The sequence below is a fragment of the Aeromonas sp. s12 genome, assembly GCF_040907925.1.
Lineage (GTDB): Bacteria > Pseudomonadota > Gammaproteobacteria > Enterobacterales > Aeromonadaceae > Aeromonas > Aeromonas veronii.
In genome coordinates this window covers 67,029-82,096 of record NZ_JBFOCT010000035.1, presented here as the reverse complement: position 1 = coordinate 82,096, position 15,068 = coordinate 67,029, and the positions used below count along the sequence as shown (strand labels likewise).

Here is a 15,068-nt window from a genome sequence, read left to right as displayed (position 1 = left end):
CCTGAGTAGGCGTTAGCGTTACGGGCTATTTGCGTTGCGCGATTATAAACCAGAGTGGATCCAGTTCTTTGATTTCACGACGATATCACGCGTTCAGGGCAAAGGGTCAAACAACACCAATCCATGGGGAGCGACCTTGATCCGTGCCCGTATCCCATCAAGGGGCTCGCCAATGCTCGCCTCCAGCTGCAGATCGCCACACTCGAACAGCACCCGGCAGTGGTGGCCGAGGAACTGCTGCTCCACCACCTTGAGCTCCCCATCTGCGGCGCTCTCCAGCAGCAGTTGCTGGGGTCTGAGCATCAGCTGCAACTGCTCGCCCACCACCCGGCCATGGGGCTCACTGCCACAAATGACCCCGAGCGCCGTCTGCACGCAGTGGCTGTCCACCACCTCGGCAGCCAGATAGTTGACCCCGCCGAGAAACTCCGCCACGAAACGGTTTTGCGGGCGGCGATAGAGCTGCTCAGGCTGGCCCACCTGCTCGATGTGACCGGCGCGAAACAGCGCCAGCCGATCGGCGAAGGCGAACGCCTCCTCCTTGCTGTGGCTGACGAAGATGGCGCCGATCCCCTGCTGCTTGAGCAGGGTGCGGATCTCGAGGATCAACTTCATCCGCACCTGGGTATCGATGTTGGAGAAGGGCTCATCCAGCAGCATCAGCCGCGGCTTGCACACCAGCGCCCGGGCGATGGCTACCCGCTGCTGCTGACCACCGGAGAGCTGGTGCGGATAACGATCCCCCAGCCCCTGCAGATTGACCAGCGCCAGCGCCTCATCCACCTGCTGCTGGCGGGCACTGCGATCGAGTTTGGTCAGACCGAAGCCGACGTTGTCGGCCACCGTCAGGTGGGGAAAGAGGGCGTAATCCTGAAAGATCATGCCGATGTTGCGCGCCTCGGGCGGCACGCTGGCACCCGGCCCGTCGAGCAGGGTATCGCCGAGGCGAATAGAGCCCTCTGCCAACGGCAGCAGCCCTGCGATGGCCTTGAGCAACGTGGTTTTGCCGCAGCCACTGGCTCCCAGCAGGCAGACGATCTCATTGTCTGCCACCGTCAGGGAGAGCTGTTCCAGCACATTGCGGCCGTTGTAACGGCAGCTGACATTTTCAACCTGCAAACAGGACAAGGCTGACTTCCTCTCGTTTCTGGCGGCGCGCTGCCTTTCGGTTCAGCACACCGCATGCAATTTCATTGACCGACACGGCGACTCAGTGGCCCGGACTGTCCAGAGTGCGGTTGACCCAGATCAGCGGCAACAGTCCTACCAGCACAATGACGATAGCCCCCAGCGCGCCGCGCTCCAGCATCTCGTCCGAGACAAACTGATAGACGTGGGTCGCCAGAGTATCGAAGTTGAACGGCCGCAGCAGCAAAGCGGCGGGCAGCTCCTTCATGGATTCGATGAATACCAGCATGGCACCGGCAAACAGACCACGGCGCACCAGCGGCAGATGGACCCGGCGCAGCATGCCGCCATCCCCCTGCCCCAGGGAGCGGGCAGCCATGTCGAGACTGGGGGAGATCTTGCCCATGCTGCTCTCCACCGAGCCGATGGCGATGGCCACGAAGCGCACCAGATAACCGAACACGATGGCGGTGATGGTACCGGTCAGCAACAGCCCCGGCCCCTGACGCCCCAGCCACTCGGCCATATCGTTGATGGCAAAATCGAGGGCGGTAAGCGGCACCAGCACCCCGATGGCCAGCACGGTGCCCGGCATGGCGTAGCCCATGGCGGCGATGCGCAGGGGCAACAGGCTCTTTACCCCGCCATCGAGGCGGCGGAAGAAGCCGAGCAGCAGGGCAATCCCCATCGCCAGCAGGGCGGTCAGCGCCGAGATGAGCAGACTGTTACCCGCAAAGCGGACAAACTCCGGCGTCCACGACAACTCGAAGTAGCGCACCCCGTAATCGAGCAGGATGACGAACGGCAGGCCGAAACCGGCCAGCACCAGCCCCCAGCACCAGAGACCGGCCAACCAACGGCCAATCCCCTTGAGCGGATAGCGCAGCGGCTGCTCATGGCCCATGGACTTCTGGAACACCTGCTGCCGACTGCGCGAGCGGCGCTCCAGTGCGATCAACAGCACCACAGCTAGCAACATCAGGCAGGAGAGTTTCGCCGCGGTGGCCAGACTGCCATAGCCGAGCCAGGTGTCATAGACCGCCGTAGTCAGGGTGTTGATGGCAAAGAAGTGGACGGTGGCGAAATCGGCCAACGTCTCCATCGCCACCAGCGACACCGCCACCATGATAGCCGGGCGCGCCAGCGGCAGACTGAGACGACGAAAGCTCTGCCACGGGGTACAGCCGAGCAGGCGGCTGGAGTGGATCAGGCTGACTGACTGCTCGAGAAAAGAGGCGCGGGTCAGCAGATAGACATAGGGGAACAGCACCAGCGCCAGCACCCAGGCGGCGCCACCAAGGGAGCGAATGGCCGGAAACCAGTAATCGGCAGGACTGTTCCAGCCAAAGAGTGCTCGCAACCCGGCCTGTAGCGGGCCCGAGTAGTCGAGCAAGTCGGTATAGACGTAGGCGACGATATAGGAGGGCATGGCCATCGGCAGCATCAAGGCCCATTGCAGGGCACGGCGCCCCGGCACCTGACACATGGCCACCAGCCAGGCGGTGGGTACGCCAAACAGCAGGCTGAGCAGCACCACGCCGACCACCAGCCCCAGGGTATTGCCCAGATAATCGAGCAGCACGGTGTCGGCGAGGTGGCGAAACAGCTCTCCCTCAGCCGAGAAGGCAGAGAAAAGCAGGGCTATAACCGGTAAACCCAGCAGCAGGGCGATGGCCCAGCTGCCGGTCATCCATCCAAAATTTTTCATGAGACCACAGATGTTGATGGGGCCGTTGGCCCCATCTGATTACAAGTCGAACTTCACTTCATCCAGCAACTGCAAGGCGTCCTTGCGGTGCTTGGCGTAATCGCTGACCGGTAGTGCGTCAGACTTGAAACTGCCCCAGGACTTGACCATGGCGGAAGGCTCGACTCCGGCCTTGACCGGATATTCGGCGTTCACGTCCGCATACATGTGCTGGGCGGTATCACCAGCCAGAAACTCCATCAGCTTCTGGGCCTCGGCCTTGTTCTTGGCATACTTGGTCATGGCCACGCCGCTCACGTTGACGTGGGCACCGCGGTCAGCCTGGTTCGGGAAGTTGATATAGACTGCATCCGCCCAGGACTTCTGCGCCGGATCTTTCAACATGGCGCCCAGATAGTAGCTGTTGCCGAGCGACACGTCACAGATACCATCCTTGATCGCCTTGACCTGATCCCGGTCGTTGCCCTGCGGCTTGCGCGCCAGGTTGGCCTTGACCCCTTCCAGCCAGGTTTTGGTCTCGGCCATGCCGTGATGGGCAATCATGGAGGAGACCAGCGCCACATTGTACTCATGCTTGCCGCTGCGGGTGCAGATTTTCCCTTTGAATTCCGGTTTGGCCAGATCTTCGTAGCTGATGGTATCGAGCTTGCCGAGGCGATCCTTGCTGGAGTAGATGGCGCGAACCCGGGTGGTCAGGGCGAACCAGCGATTCTCCGGATCACGATAGATGGCGGGGATGTTCTCCTGCAGGATCTTGCTGTCCACCGGCTGCACCAGCCCCTTGTCCACCAGATCGGTCAGACGGCTGATATCGACGGTCAGCATCAGGTCGGCCGGAGAGAGCTTGCCTTCCCGCTCCAGACGCTCGTTCAATCCCTCTTTGGCGAACACCACGTTCACCTTGATGCCAGATTCCTTCTCGAACTGCTGGATGATGGGCTTGATCAGCTCATCCTGGCGGTTGGAGTAGACATTCACTTCCCCGGCCGCCAATGCCGACTGAGCAGCCAACGCAGAGAAAGCCAGTGCCAACATCTTCATTTTCATCATCCATTCCTTGATTAGCTATACAGAGTGATAACGATTTCCGTTTGCATTCTGCATACATCTTATAAGCGGATCAAGAAAGCTCGCCGTCGCCACATCACATATTTAATCGCCCATAAATGAAAAGGGCCGGATGGAATCCCATTCGGCCTCTTCTGAGCAAAACGTTATATTGATCAGGCTTCAATAAGCGCTCACGCCATCGGGAATTCCCGACATCGGGAGGTCAACAAATCTGTACGTCACGGATGCGGTTCATCACAGCGCCTCGTCGTCACTTTCGCCGGTGCGGATGCGCACCGCCTGCAGCAAGTCATAGACAAAAATCTTGCCGTCGCCGATCTTGCCGGTATAGGCCGCCTTGCAGATCGCCTCGATCACCCCTTCCACGTTATCATCGGCGGTAGCAATCTCCAGCTTCACCTTGGGCAGGAAGTCGACCTGATACTCGGCTCCCCGGTATAATTCGGTGTGTCCCTTCTGGCGGCCAAATCCCTTGACCTCGGACACGGTCAGCCCTTCCACCCCCAGGTTGGCAATAGCCTCGCGGACATCGTCCAACTTGAACGGTTTGATAATCGCACTAATCAGCTTCATCTGGTTGCTCCCAATCCATGGTGTGTCATGAATCGGGTTTCAATTCTTATGCCAAGTATTTTTATTGTTTTATTTCATATAGATAGAGTTTAATTTCGGCGCCATTCGTCAGGCACATCCCCATAACCGGCCAGCACGCCCCATAATGAGGCACCATGCTGCAGCGGTCAGCGGGTATGCACCAAACAAGAGCAAAACAGCATGTTAGTTATCTCCAACAGCGTCACGATTCCCTGGCATGAGCTGCAATTTCAGACCATGCGGGCACAGGGCAACGGTGGACAGCACGTCAACAAGACCGACTCCGCCGTCTGGCTGCGCTTCGATTACCGCAACTCTCCCAGCCTGACGCCCCTCTACAAGGAGGGTCTCGACAAGCTGAGCGACAGCCGGGTACACGATGGCTTTATCCTGATCCGGGTCGAGAGCCATCGCAGCCAGGACATGAACCGCAAGGAGGCGATGAGCCGTCTGGTGGAGTTGCTGAAGAAAGCAGCCTGGCGACCCAAGGCTCGTCATGCCACCAAGCCGACCCGCAGCTCCCAGCGCAAACGGGTCGATGCCAAGAAACGCAAGGGGGATATCAAGTCCGCCCGCGGCAAACCGGTTCTGGACTGAGCCAACCCCCAGCCCCCAAAGGCTGTCAGCCGATGAGATACAGTTTTTGCGACAGCGCCCGCGGCCCCCTGCTGGTCGCCATCGATCAGGATGGACTGCGCCACGTGGAGTTCATGCACGGGGAACGACCAGTCATGCCGCAATCTGACTGGCAACTGGATGACAAGGCGCTGGCCCCCTATCTTGCCCAGTTCACCGCCTATTTCGCCGGAAAGTTGCAGCAGTTCGATCTGCCCATGGCAGCGAAGGGCACCCCGTTCCAGCAAAGGGTATGGAACGCTTTGTGCGATATCCCCTATGGCGAGACCGTGAGCTATCTCGAGATTGCCCAGGCTATCGGCAATCCCAAGGCGGTGCGGGCTGTGGGCGCTGCCAATGGGCGCAATCCGCTGAGCATCATAGTGCCCTGCCATCGGGTGATCGGACGCAGCGGCGAGCTGACCGGCTATGCAGGCGGCATTCCCATCAAGCGCTGGTTGCTGGCACTGGAACAGGCAGGCACAACATTCGAGCTGGCCCCATGAGACGATGACCGCCCCGGAGAGGGCGGGGCAATATCGCGACCAGAATGAAAAGGATTTCAATCAGTGGCCACGCTTTGCTGATAAGATGAACAGAAAATGAAGAATCGCCTCAGAACTACTTCAGATTGAGCTTGGCATGATGGCTCCATACTTGAATGGCACGGCTCATTCGCTGATTCAAGTAGCACCCATGTGACGCTTCCAATCTGTCTTTTTCCCCGCGCCTCCTCTGAGGCGCTTTTTTTGTGCCGACACAACAGGCCGCCACCCGGCTTGAGTGGCCTGAACGCCACAAAATCTGCGCCCGCCCAAAAACCAAGAGGCGAAGGATCATCCTTCGCCTCTGACGTAACAGCTGGCTACTCGTTCTGGGGCAGGAACTGCAGTTCCGGCGCCGAGGAGGTCAGCACATCGGCGCAATAATCCCAGGTCGAGATGCGATAGTGCTGCAGATCTTCATCCAGATGCAGGCCGTCCGACTCCTGATGGAACCAGCTGGCAAAACGGGATGGGGTGATGAGCTGGATCTGCTCTTCGATAGCGTGGCTATCCTTCCCCTCGGCCAGATCGCAATCTTCGATAACCCGCAGGGCGTAGATATGACGAAAATAGACCCGGCAGAGGATTTGTGGGGGCAGATCGATGCTGCGCGCCCGCCCCAGCATGATGGTCAGGGAGTCGCTCCAGAGATCCTGATGCAGCTCGGCCACAACCAGACCGGGCGGTAGCTGGCGGGACGGAGCCCAAGGTACGGCAACCTGCCGAATGGCATTTTTCTGTTCCATATTCACCTCACGACGACTCGCTCCCTGTCTTGAGTCTATCTGAACCACATAGTCCCGGCGAAGGCAATCGATGGACAATAAAAACGGCAATAAAAAAGCCGACGTATCAAACGTCGGCGAATAAAAAGTGCTTACAACAGAGGATTCACATATTCAGACCCGCGGGTCGAAAGATTGGTTCCCTCTTTTTGTAATTAATTTTCGGCGCGTTTAAACATCAGGGTATTGGCGTCCGACTCTTCCGGCACGAAGTAGTAGCCCTCGGCGTTGAAACCGGTCAGCTGCTCCACCTCGGTCAGACGGTGCTTGATGATGTGGCGAGCCATCATGCCGCGCGCCTTCTTGGCGTAGAAGCTGATGATCTTGAACTGGCCGTTCTTCTCATCCTTGAACACCGGTGTGACAATCCGCCCTTTCAGGCTCTTGGGTCGTACCGACTTGAAATACTCGTCGGAGGCCAGATTGATCAGCACTTCATCCCCCTGCGCTGCCAGCGCGTCGTTGAGATGGTGAGTGATCACCTCCCCCCAGAACTGGTAAAGATCCTTGCCGCGGCTATTGTCGAGCCTGGTCCCCATCTCCAGCCGATAGGGCATCATCAGGTCGAGGGGGCGAAGCACGCCGTAGAGGCCGGAGAGCATCCGCAGGTGTGCCTGAGCGAAGTCAAAATCAGCCTCGCTGAAATCCTCTACCGCCAAACCGGTGTAGACATCCCCCTTGAAAGCCAGCAGCGCCTGACGGGCGTTGGCGGGGGTAAAATCTGGCTGCCACTCGGCAAAACGGGCGGCATTGAGACCGGCCAGCTTGTCGCTGATCTTCATCAGAGTGGCGATCTGGTCAGGGCTCAGTTGGCGGGCCCGGCTAATCAGTTCGGCGGAGTGATCCAGCAGCTCGGGTTGGGTGAAACGGGGTGTCACCAGCGGTGACTCGTAATCCAGCGTCTTGGCCGGGGAAACCACAATCAGCATAACGTTCCTTTATGGCGAGGGGCCGAACGGCAGAGCGGCCCCATGATTCATTCATCCAGCGTCACATTGTCCAGCGTGCCGGTGCCGAGCCGCTCGCGACCGGAGAGCTTGATCAGCAGTCGCAGGTCGTTGGCCGAGTCGGCGTGGGCAAGTGCCTCACTGTAGCCAATCTGGCCGGCGCAGAACAGGCTGAAAAGCGCCTGATCGAAGGTCTGCATACCCAGCTCGGTCGATTTGGTCATCACCTCCTTGAGGCGATGCATCTCTCCCTTGCGGATAATGTCGGTGATGAGCGGGGTATTGAGCAGGATCTCGAACGCAGCGCAGCGCCGCTTGCCATCCATACTCGGCACCAGCTGCTGGGCGACGATGGCCTTGAGGTTGAAAGAGAGATCGAACAGGAACTGGCGGTGTTTGTCTTGCGGCACCAGATGGAGGATGCGATCCAGCGCCTGGTTGGCATTGTTGGCATGCAAAGTGGCGAGACAAAGGTGTCCAGTCTCGGCGAACTGCAGGGCAAACTCCATGGTCTCCTGACTCCGGATCTCGCCGATCAGGATCACGTCCGGCGCCTGACGCAGCGAACTTTTCAGCGCCACATCGAACGACTCGGTGTCGATCCCCACCTCTCGCTGGGTCACCAGACTGCGACCATGCTGATGGACGAACTCCACCGGATCTTCCACCGTCAGAATATGACCATCGGCATGCTGGTTGCGATAGCCGATCATCGCCGCCTGGGTGGTCGATTTACCCGCCCCGGTGGCGCCAACAAACAGCACCAGCCCCCGCTTGGCCATCGCCACCTCTTGCAGGATTTTGGGTAGCTGCAGATCTTCAAAGGTGGGAATGCGGGTCTCGATACGCCGCACCACCATACCGGGCAGCTCCTGCTGCCAGAAGGCGCTGACCCGAAAACGGCCAAGCGCTTCGCGATAGATCGCGTAGTTGGCCTCCTTGGTGCGGATATAGCGCTCGAAGTGATCGCTGCTGAGGGTATCCCTGACCAGCGTCAGCGCCCCCTTCTTGTCGAGCGCTTCCCCCCCCAGCGACACCAGATGGCCATTCACCTTGAGGGTGGGCGGCGAGCCCACCGTCACAAACAGATCTGATCCCTTTCGCTCGACCAGCTCGCTCAGCAGATCATCCAGATTCATCATCTATCCCTCCCTGGGTGCGAGTCGCTTAAATGCTGTTGGGATCAACAGCCTTGGCCTTGGCATCGAGGGATGCCACCACGCCACGACTCACCAGCTGCTTGAGGCTCTGATCCATGGTCTGCATGCCGTGGGTCATCCCGGTCTGGATCACCGAGTAGAGCTGGGCAATCTTGTCCTCCCGGATCAGGTTACGCACCGCCGGAATGCCCATCATGATCTCGTGAGCCGCCACCCGGCCACCGCCAATACGCTTGAGCAGGGTCTGGGAGATGACCGCCCGCAGGGATTCTGAGAGCATGGAGCGCACCATGTCCTTCTCCGCGCCCGGGAAGACGTCGATGATACGGTCGATGGTCTTGGCCGCCGACGAAGTGTGCAGAGTGCCAAACACCAGATGGCCGGTTTCGGCGGCCGTCATGGCCAAACGAATGGTCTCAAGGTCGCGCATCTCGCCCACCAGAATGATGTCCGGGTCTTCCCGCAGTGCCGAGCGCAGGGCGTTGCTGAAGCTCTTGGTATCCCGGTGAACTTCCCGCTGGTTCACCAGACAGCGCTTGTTCTCGTGGACGAATTCGATAGGGTCCTCGATGGTGAGGATATGGTGATGGAAGTTCTCGTTGATGTAATTGACCATGGCCGCCAGGGTGGTCGACTTACCCGAACCGGTCGGGCCGGTCACCAACACCAGACCCCGCGGGAACTCGGCGATCTTGCGGAAGATCTCCGGCGCATCGAGATCCTCGAGGCTCAGCACAGTGCTGGGGATGGTACGAAATACCGCGCCCGAGCCGCGTGCCTGCTGGAAGGCGTTGACCCGAAAACGGGCCAGATTGGGTACCTCGAACGAGAAGTCGACCTCGAAGTTCTCCTCCAGCTCCTTGCGCTGATGGTCGTTCATGATGTCGTAAATGAGGGCATGCACTTCCCGGTGTTCCAGGGCGGGCAAATTGATCTTGCGAACCTCACCATCAACCCTGATCATCGGGGGAACCCCGGCCGAGAGGTGTAGATCCGAGGCTTTATGCTTTACACTGAAAGCCAATAACTCTGTGATATCCATAGACTTGTCATTCTCCCATCACAAGATCACTAACGAAATATGAACCAGATTGCCCAGCACCTGTTTCAGGTAAAGGAACGTATTGCCCAGGCCGCCGAACGGGCGAGCCGCAACCTGCAGCAGATCCGCCTGCTGGCCGTGAGCAAGACCAAACCTGTCGAGGCCATCATGGCCGCCCATGCCGCAGGTCAGCGCTGCTTTGGCGAATCCTACGCCCAGGAAGCAGCGGCCAAGATCGATACCTTGCGCCAGCAGCCGGAATATAGCGACATAGAGTGGCACTTTATCGGCCCTTTGCAATCGAACAAATCCAAACTGGTCGCCGAACGGTTCGACTGGGTGCAGAGCGTGGATCGGGACAAGCTGATCGACCGCCTCAACAACCAGCGCCCAACTACAATGGCACCGCTAAATGTTTGTCTGCAAATCAATATTAGCGGAGAGAGCAGCAAATCCGGAACGTCGGAACAAGAGATTTTCCGCCTTGCCGAGCTGGTCTCTCAAAGTGAGCGACTGGTGCTGCGGGGGCTGATGGCCATTCCCGAACACACCAGCGACGAGGGCGTACTGGCCGCCCAAATGACCCGTATGCAGACTCTGTTCACCGAGCTTGCGCGACAATACCCCACGGTGGATACCCTCTCGATGGGGATGACCGAAGATCTCGAACTGGCGATCGCCCACGGTAGCACCATGGTGCGGGTCGGCACCGCCATCTTCGGTGCCCGTGACTACTCATAGGCAAGGCCAGCGGATAACCCATACATCCGCCTCTTGCCGCGACTTCATCAACAGGAGCGTTTGATGGAACACCGAATTCTGGCGTCAGTTGGTGCAGGCAGCACCCACCCCGCCGCGACCCCATGTGCAACAGGAGCATCTGATGCAGCATAGAACGCTGGCCTTTATCGGCGCGGGCAACATGAGCCGAAGCATCATCGCCGGACTGGTCAAGGCGGGTTATCCCGCCGGGCAGATCACTGCTGCCAACCCCAGTCTGCCCAAGCTGGAGGCGCTGGCCAGGGAACATGGCATTCGCATCACCCAGAGTAATGCCGAGGCGGCCCGCGACGCCGAGGTGATCGTGCTGGCGGTCAAACCGCAGCTGATGGCCAGCATGCTGGCAGCACTGGTTGAAGAGCTGGGATCCCTTGAGGGCAAGCTGCTCATCTCCATCGCGGCTGGCATCAAGGTGGCGCGCCTTGGCGAGATGGCCGGTGGCCATGACCGCATCATACGCACCATGCCCAATACCCCTGCCCTGCTGGGTCTGGGCATGACCGGTCTCTATGCACCCGACCATATTGCCGCCGCGGATCGCGACTTTGCCGAGCTGATGATGCAGGCGGTCGGCAAGACCCTCTGGGTGGAGCAGGAGTCCGGCATCAACGGCGTCATCGCTGCTGCGGGCAGTGCTCCGGCCTACTTCTTCCTCTTTATGCAGGCGATCGCCGAAGAGGCGGAGGCACTGGGCTTCTCGCCCGATCAGGCACGCCTGCTGGTGCAGCAAACCGCGCTGGGCGCAGCCGCCATGGTGGAGCAAAACCCGGAGCTGTCGCTGCAAACCCTGCGTGAGCAGGTCACCAGCAAGGGCGGCACCACAGCCGAAGCCATCAAGACATTCCAGCAGCAGGGGCTGATGCCGCTGACTGCGCAAGCCATGCAGGCGGCCGTTGCTCGCGCCACCGAAATGGAAACCCTCTTCTAACAGGAGCCCAGATGAACACAGCTTACTTTCTGATTAACACCGTTTTCGATCTCTACCTGATGGTGATCCTGCTGCGCGTCTGGCTGCAGTGGGCCCGCGCCGACTTCTACAACCCGATGAGCCAGATGGTGGTCAAGCTGACCAATCCGCTGGTGATCCCGCTGCGCCGAGTTATCCCTGGCTTTGGCGGCATCGATCTCGCCTCCGTGGTGCTGGCGCTGGCTGTCGCCTTCCTCAAGCTGGCCCTGCTCAAGAGCATGAACGTACTGCTGGCGGACTGGCTCAGCATCAGCCTGTTTGCCGCGCTGACCGTGCTGAAGAAAGCGGGCTCGATGATCTTCTGGGTACTGCTGATCCGCGCCATCCTGAGCTGGGTCAGCCAGGGCCGTAACCCCATCGAATACGTGATGCATCAGCTGACCGAGCCGTTCCTCGCTCCTATCCGCCGCGTACTGCCGGCACTGGGCGGGCTGGATCTCTCGGTGCTGGTCGCCTTTATCGGCCTGCAAGCCATCAACTACCTGCTGGGTGACCTGTTTGGCCAGCTGTGGTGGATGATTTGATGCCAGCCGTCCTGCAACAAGGGGATGAACTGGTACTGCATCTGGTGATCCAGCCCAAGGCGAGTCGGGATCAGATCATCGGATTGCATGGCGAAGAGCTGAAAGTGGCCATCACGGCGCCGCCGGTCGATGGCCAGGCCAACAGCCATCTGATCAAGTTTCTGGCCAAGCAGTTCAAGGTGGCCAAGGGACAGATCACCATAGTGCGGGGCGAACTGGGGCGGCACAAAACCGTCGCCATCGACAGCCCCAAACAGTTGCCGCAAGAAGTGAGTACACTGCTGAATGACATGCAAGGCTGAATGAATCGGCCTGCGCCAACCGTAGATATGAGAGGGATGACAGATGAAAACAGCCTGGATGAGTGGCCTGCTGGCACTACTGATGACCCTGCCGCTCAAGGCAGAACAGATGAAGGAGCTGGGGCCCTGGTTGGTGCACTACAGCGCCTTCAACTCCAGCTTCCTCACCCCCGAGGTCGCCAAGGCGTATGGACTGGAGCGCAGCCGCTACAACGCCATCATCAATATCGCGGTACAGGACAAGCAGAAAGTGGCGCAAGCCGTGGGGATCACCGGTGAGGCCAAGAACCTGACCGGCACCATCCGCACCCTGAACTTTCAGGAGGTAAAAGAGGGGGATGCCATCTACTATCTGGCGACCCTCCCCTACCGCAACGAAGATACCTATCAGTTCACCCTGAAGATCATGGGCGGTGGGCAGCAACAGAACCTCAGCTTCCAGCAGACCTTCTACGTCGACTGAGCAGCAACAAGAAGCCCCAAACAAGGTCGGGGCTTCATTTTATCCATATGACAAGGGCGCCATCAGGGCGCCCTTGTTGCATCTATCCCGTACCGCAGCGGTTACAGAGCGAGGAACAGACCGGCCAGACAGGCGCTCATCAGGTTTGCCAGCACGCCGGAGAGAATTGCGCGCATGCCGTAACGGGCGATGAAGGATTTGCGCTCCGGCACCATGGAGCCCAGACCGCCGATCAGGATCGCCATGGAGGAGATGTTGGCAAAGCCGCACAGGGCGAAGGTCACGATGGCCTTGCTCGACTCGCTCAGGGTCTGATCCTGCACCAGACCGATAAAGGCGACGAACTCGTTGACCACGATCTTGGTACCGATCAGAGCGCCAGCAGCTTGCGCCTGATCCCAAGGTACCCCGATCAGCCAGGAGACGGGGGCAAACAGCCAGCCCAGAATGATCTGGAAGCTCAGATCCAGCCCCACCAGACCACCAGCCCAGCCGAGCAGGCCATTGAGCATGGCGATCACCCCAACGAAGGCCAGCAAGGTGGCACCGACCGCCACCGCAATATTGAGGCCAGACATGGCGCCATCGGCCGCCGCTTCAATCACGTTGGTAGCGCGGGGGATCTCGACATCCTGATGGTGATCGACCTCTTCAGCTCCCGGCGGCACCAGGATTTTGGCCATCGCCAGACCGGCAGGGGCCGACATGAAGGCCGCTGCAATCAGGTATTTCAACTCAACCCCGAGGCTGGCATAGCCCACCAGGGTGCCACCGGCGACGGAGGCGAGACCACAGCTCATCACAGCGAAGAACTGGGAATCGGACATCTTGGAGAGGTAGGGTTTGACCACCAGCGGCGCTTCCACCATGCCAACGAAGATGTTGGCGGTCGCGGAAAGACTCTCGGCACGGCCGGTGCCCAGCAGCTTCTGCAGGCCGCCTCCCAGCAGGGCGATCACCCGAGGCATGATGCCGATGTGGTAGAGGATGGCGATCACCGCGGAGAAGAAGATGATGACCGGCAACACGTTGAAGGCAAAGATGAAGCCCAGCTTGAACTTGGCCAGATCGCCGAACAGGAAGGCGATCCCCTCCTGACCATAACCGATCACGCTGCTTACGCTCTCGCTGACCCCGTTCAGCACGTGCTGACCAGCAGGCAACCAGAGCACCAGACCGGCAAACATGATTTGCAGGCAGAGGGCAAGGCCAACTGTTCGCAACGGGATACGACGACGATTATCAGAGCAGATGACGGCAAGCGCCAGGATACTCAGGATGCCGAGCAGGGCAATCATAGGGACTCCATCAGGTGGGGCAAAAGATGGGCGCGGATTCTGCGCCTCTCACCCCGTCACTGCAAGTCCGCTTGGTTACAACCCTGTTAGAAAAAACGTTTGCACGATATCGGTTGCGCCAACTGGCTGATTTGGTTCGATTTTAGTATCAGGAGAAATCGAGAGTTCTTAAATGGAAACAATCATTCCTCACCACCGGACAATTTACCCCCGAGCCAGGGGGCCAGTCGCTGCTCCCAATAGGGTTCGGGGCCAAAGCGGGCCTTGAGGAAATCGATGAAGAGACGGATCTTGGGATCCAGATGTTCACGCCGGGCATAAACGGCGTGTACCGCCATCTGCTGGTTCGGTCGCCACCCTGGCAGCACCGGGATCAGCTTGCCGCTCTGTAACTCCTTGTCCAGCAAGTAGTTGGCGATATAGGCGATGCCGAGCCCGGCCAGTGCCGCATCCCGCACTGCCTCCGCCATATCCACCCGATAGTTGCCCGCCACCTGCACCGTCTGGCGCTCCTTGCCCTGGCGAAACGACCACTGGTGATAGCGCCGCTCCCGACTCTGGTAAGTGATGCAGTTGTGCTGGGCCAGATCCTTGGGATGAAGCGGCGTGCCGTGGCTCAGCAGGTAATCCGGCGAAGCCGCCACCACGAAGCCGATGTCGGCCAGCCGCTGTCCCACCAGCCCTTCCGGCTTGTCCTCATAGGTGGTAAGCCAGAGATCCAGCCCTTCATCCACCAGATTGGTTCTGTGGTCGAACAGCGAGACTTCCAGCTCCAGCTCGGGATAGCGATCCTGAAACGCCTTGAGATGGGGAATGACGTGCAGACGACCAAATGATTGGCCCACCCCGAGATGGAGCACCCCGCTCACCTTGCCGCGCCGCTCGGCGATCATGGAGTCCGCCTCCTGCGCCACCGCCACCAGCGCATGACAGTGACGGGCATACTCCTGACCCAGCTCGGTCAGGACAAAGCGGCGGGTGGTGCGTTGTACCAGCTGGGCGCCAAGGGTGGTCTCCAGCAGCGCCAGCTGCTTGCTGATATGGGATTTGGAGACCCCGAGACGACGGGCGGCGGCAGAGATCCCCTGCTCGCGCACCAGCGCATCGAAGATCACCATTTGAGGAAGACGTTGCAGCAC

The 15,068-nt window shown here is 59.6% G+C and carries 17 protein-coding genes; 7 read left to right on the top strand and 10 right to left on the bottom strand.

The annotated features are described in order from the left end of the window. Window positions 1-93: 93 nt before the first annotated feature. The 4 genes from AB5Y67_RS17695 to glnK form a co-directional block, all read right to left on the bottom strand. Complete coding sequence (locus AB5Y67_RS17695; RefSeq protein WP_150390232.1) at window positions 94-1,128, bottom strand: ABC transporter ATP-binding protein; 1,035 nt, start codon at window positions 1,126-1,128, stop codon at window positions 94-96. Between the two features lie 82 nt (window positions 1,129-1,210). Beyond that, window positions 1,211-2,836: an iron ABC transporter permease gene (locus AB5Y67_RS17690; RefSeq protein WP_064338816.1), complete on the bottom strand. Its 1,626-nt coding sequence runs from the start codon at window positions 2,834-2,836 to the stop codon at window positions 1,211-1,213. Between the two features lie 39 nt (window positions 2,837-2,875). After that, window positions 2,876-3,883 carry a Fe(3+) ABC transporter substrate-binding protein gene (locus tag AB5Y67_RS17685; protein WP_005340374.1) on the bottom strand — a complete coding sequence of 336 codons (1,008 nt, stop codon included), beginning with the start codon at window positions 3,881-3,883 and terminating at the stop codon, window positions 2,876-2,878. A 258-nt stretch (window positions 3,884-4,141) separates the two neighbouring features. Beyond that, entirely contained in the window at window positions 4,142-4,480 is a 339-nt protein-coding gene (gene glnK, locus AB5Y67_RS17680) for a P-II family nitrogen regulator (RefSeq protein ID WP_005341406.1), read from the bottom strand. A 201-nt stretch (window positions 4,481-4,681) separates the two neighbouring features. Between glnK and arfB the strand changes: the two genes are divergently transcribed. Further along, window positions 4,682-5,098: an alternative ribosome rescue aminoacyl-tRNA hydrolase ArfB gene (arfB, locus tag AB5Y67_RS17675; protein ID WP_021230947.1), complete on the top strand. Its 417-nt coding sequence runs from the start codon at window positions 4,682-4,684 to the stop codon at window positions 5,096-5,098. A gap of 32 nt (window positions 5,099-5,130) precedes the next feature. Continuing rightward, entirely contained in the window at window positions 5,131-5,622 is a 492-nt protein-coding gene (locus tag AB5Y67_RS17670; RefSeq protein ID WP_199427884.1) for a methylated-DNA--[protein]-cysteine S-methyltransferase, read from the top strand. Window positions 5,623-5,981: 359 nt separating this feature from the next. Here AB5Y67_RS17670 and AB5Y67_RS17665 read toward each other — a convergent pair whose 3' ends face one another. From AB5Y67_RS17665 to tapT, 4 genes are all read right to left on the bottom strand, one after another. Further along, window positions 5,982-6,407: a hypothetical protein gene (locus tag AB5Y67_RS17665; RefSeq protein WP_040098961.1), complete on the bottom strand. Its 426-nt coding sequence runs from the start codon at window positions 6,405-6,407 to the stop codon at window positions 5,982-5,984. 194 nt (window positions 6,408-6,601) lie between these two features. Continuing rightward, window positions 6,602-7,375 carry a peroxide stress protein YaaA gene (yaaA, locus tag AB5Y67_RS17660; protein ID WP_064338818.1) on the bottom strand — a complete coding sequence of 258 codons (774 nt, stop codon included), beginning with the start codon at window positions 7,373-7,375 and terminating at the stop codon, window positions 6,602-6,604. A 47-nt stretch (window positions 7,376-7,422) separates the two neighbouring features. Beyond that, entirely contained in the window at window positions 7,423-8,532 is a 1,110-nt protein-coding gene (gene tapU / locus AB5Y67_RS17655) for a type IVa pilus ATPase TapU (RefSeq protein ID WP_005340356.1), read from the bottom strand. Window positions 8,533-8,560: 28 nt separating this feature from the next. Further along, entirely contained in the window at window positions 8,561-9,595 is a 1,035-nt protein-coding gene (gene tapT / locus AB5Y67_RS17650; protein ID WP_005340354.1) for a type IVa pilus ATPase TapT, read from the bottom strand. 39 nt (window positions 9,596-9,634) lie between these two features. Between tapT and AB5Y67_RS17645 the strand changes: the two genes are divergently transcribed. The 5 genes from AB5Y67_RS17645 to AB5Y67_RS17625 all read left to right on the top strand — a co-directional run bounded on the left by AB5Y67_RS17645 (window position 9,635) and on the right by AB5Y67_RS17625 (window position 12,631). Next, a complete protein-coding gene (locus tag AB5Y67_RS17645; protein WP_058057968.1) occupies window positions 9,635-10,336 on the top strand; it encodes a YggS family pyridoxal phosphate-dependent enzyme in 702 nt (233 codons plus the stop codon). Between the two features lie 142 nt (window positions 10,337-10,478). Then, complete coding sequence (gene proC, locus AB5Y67_RS17640; RefSeq protein WP_064338819.1) at window positions 10,479-11,303, top strand: pyrroline-5-carboxylate reductase; 825 nt, start codon at window positions 10,479-10,481, stop codon at window positions 11,301-11,303. Window positions 11,304-11,314: 11 nt separating this feature from the next. Beyond that, window positions 11,315-11,866: a YggT family protein gene (locus tag AB5Y67_RS17635; RefSeq protein WP_005340343.1), complete on the top strand. Its 552-nt coding sequence runs from the start codon at window positions 11,315-11,317 to the stop codon at window positions 11,864-11,866. Then, on the top strand, window positions 11,866-12,168 hold the full coding sequence (gene yggU / locus AB5Y67_RS17630) for a DUF167 family protein YggU (RefSeq protein WP_064338820.1): 303 nt from the start codon (window positions 11,866-11,868) through the stop codon (window positions 12,166-12,168). Before AB5Y67_RS17635 ends, yggU begins: the two co-directional genes overlap by 1 nt. A gap of 43 nt (window positions 12,169-12,211) precedes the next feature. Beyond that, window positions 12,212-12,631, top strand: a complete 420-nt coding sequence (locus AB5Y67_RS17625) for a DUF4426 domain-containing protein (protein WP_150390230.1) — start codon at window positions 12,212-12,214, stop codon at window positions 12,629-12,631. Window positions 12,632-12,732: 101 nt separating this feature from the next. On the opposite strand, the gene AB5Y67_RS17620 is transcribed toward AB5Y67_RS17625, so the two are convergent. Both AB5Y67_RS17620 and AB5Y67_RS17615 read right to left on the bottom strand, forming a co-directional pair. After that, on the bottom strand, window positions 12,733-13,929 hold the full coding sequence (locus AB5Y67_RS17620) for a NupC/NupG family nucleoside CNT transporter (RefSeq protein ID WP_005348874.1): 1,197 nt from the start codon (window positions 13,927-13,929) through the stop codon (window positions 12,733-12,735). Window positions 13,930-14,111: 182 nt separating this feature from the next. Then, on the bottom strand, window positions 14,112-15,047 hold the full coding sequence (locus AB5Y67_RS17615) for a LysR family transcriptional regulator (RefSeq protein ID WP_005340335.1): 936 nt from the start codon (window positions 15,045-15,047) through the stop codon (window positions 14,112-14,114). Between the last annotated feature and the right edge of the window lie 21 nt (window positions 15,048-15,068).

Coding starts and splice junctions, on each gene's coding strand:
- AB5Y67_RS17690 (WP_064338816.1), bottom strand. CDS start 2,836: ATGAAAAATTTTGGATGGATGACCGGCAGCTGGGCCATCGCCCTGCTG.
- AB5Y67_RS17685 (WP_005340374.1), bottom strand. CDS start 3,883: ATGAAAATGAAGATGTTGGCACTGGCTTTCTCTGCGTTGGCTGCTCAG.
- glnK (WP_005341406.1), bottom strand. CDS start 4,480: ATGAAGCTGATTAGTGCGATTATCAAACCGTTCAAGTTGGACGATGTC.
- arfB (WP_021230947.1), top strand. CDS start 4,682: ATGTTAGTTATCTCCAACAGCGTCACGATTCCCTGGCATGAGCTGCAA.
- AB5Y67_RS17670 (WP_199427884.1), top strand. CDS start 5,131: ATGAGATACAGTTTTTGCGACAGCGCCCGCGGCCCCCTGCTGGTCGCC.
- AB5Y67_RS17665 (WP_040098961.1), bottom strand. CDS start 6,407: ATGGAACAGAAAAATGCCATTCGGCAGGTTGCCGTACCTTGGGCTCCG.
- yaaA (WP_064338818.1), bottom strand. CDS start 7,375: ATGCTGATTGTGGTTTCCCCGGCCAAGACGCTGGATTACGAGTCACCG.
- tapU (WP_005340356.1), bottom strand. CDS start 8,532: ATGAATCTGGATGATCTGCTGAGCGAGCTGGTCGAGCGAAAGGGATCA.
- tapT (WP_005340354.1), bottom strand. CDS start 9,595: ATGGATATCACAGAGTTATTGGCTTTCAGTGTAAAGCATAAAGCCTCG.
- AB5Y67_RS17645 (WP_058057968.1), top strand. CDS start 9,635: ATGAACCAGATTGCCCAGCACCTGTTTCAGGTAAAGGAACGTATTGCC.
- proC (WP_064338819.1), top strand. CDS start 10,479: ATGCAGCATAGAACGCTGGCCTTTATCGGCGCGGGCAACATGAGCCGA.
- AB5Y67_RS17635 (WP_005340343.1), top strand. CDS start 11,315: ATGAACACAGCTTACTTTCTGATTAACACCGTTTTCGATCTCTACCTG.
- yggU (WP_064338820.1), top strand. CDS start 11,866: ATGCCAGCCGTCCTGCAACAAGGGGATGAACTGGTACTGCATCTGGTG.
- AB5Y67_RS17625 (WP_150390230.1), top strand. CDS start 12,212: ATGAAAACAGCCTGGATGAGTGGCCTGCTGGCACTACTGATGACCCTG.
- AB5Y67_RS17620 (WP_005348874.1), bottom strand. CDS start 13,929: ATGATTGCCCTGCTCGGCATCCTGAGTATCCTGGCGCTTGCCGTCATC.
- AB5Y67_RS17615 (WP_005340335.1), bottom strand. CDS start 15,047: ATGGTGATCTTCGATGCGCTGGTGCGCGAGCAGGGGATCTCTGCCGCC.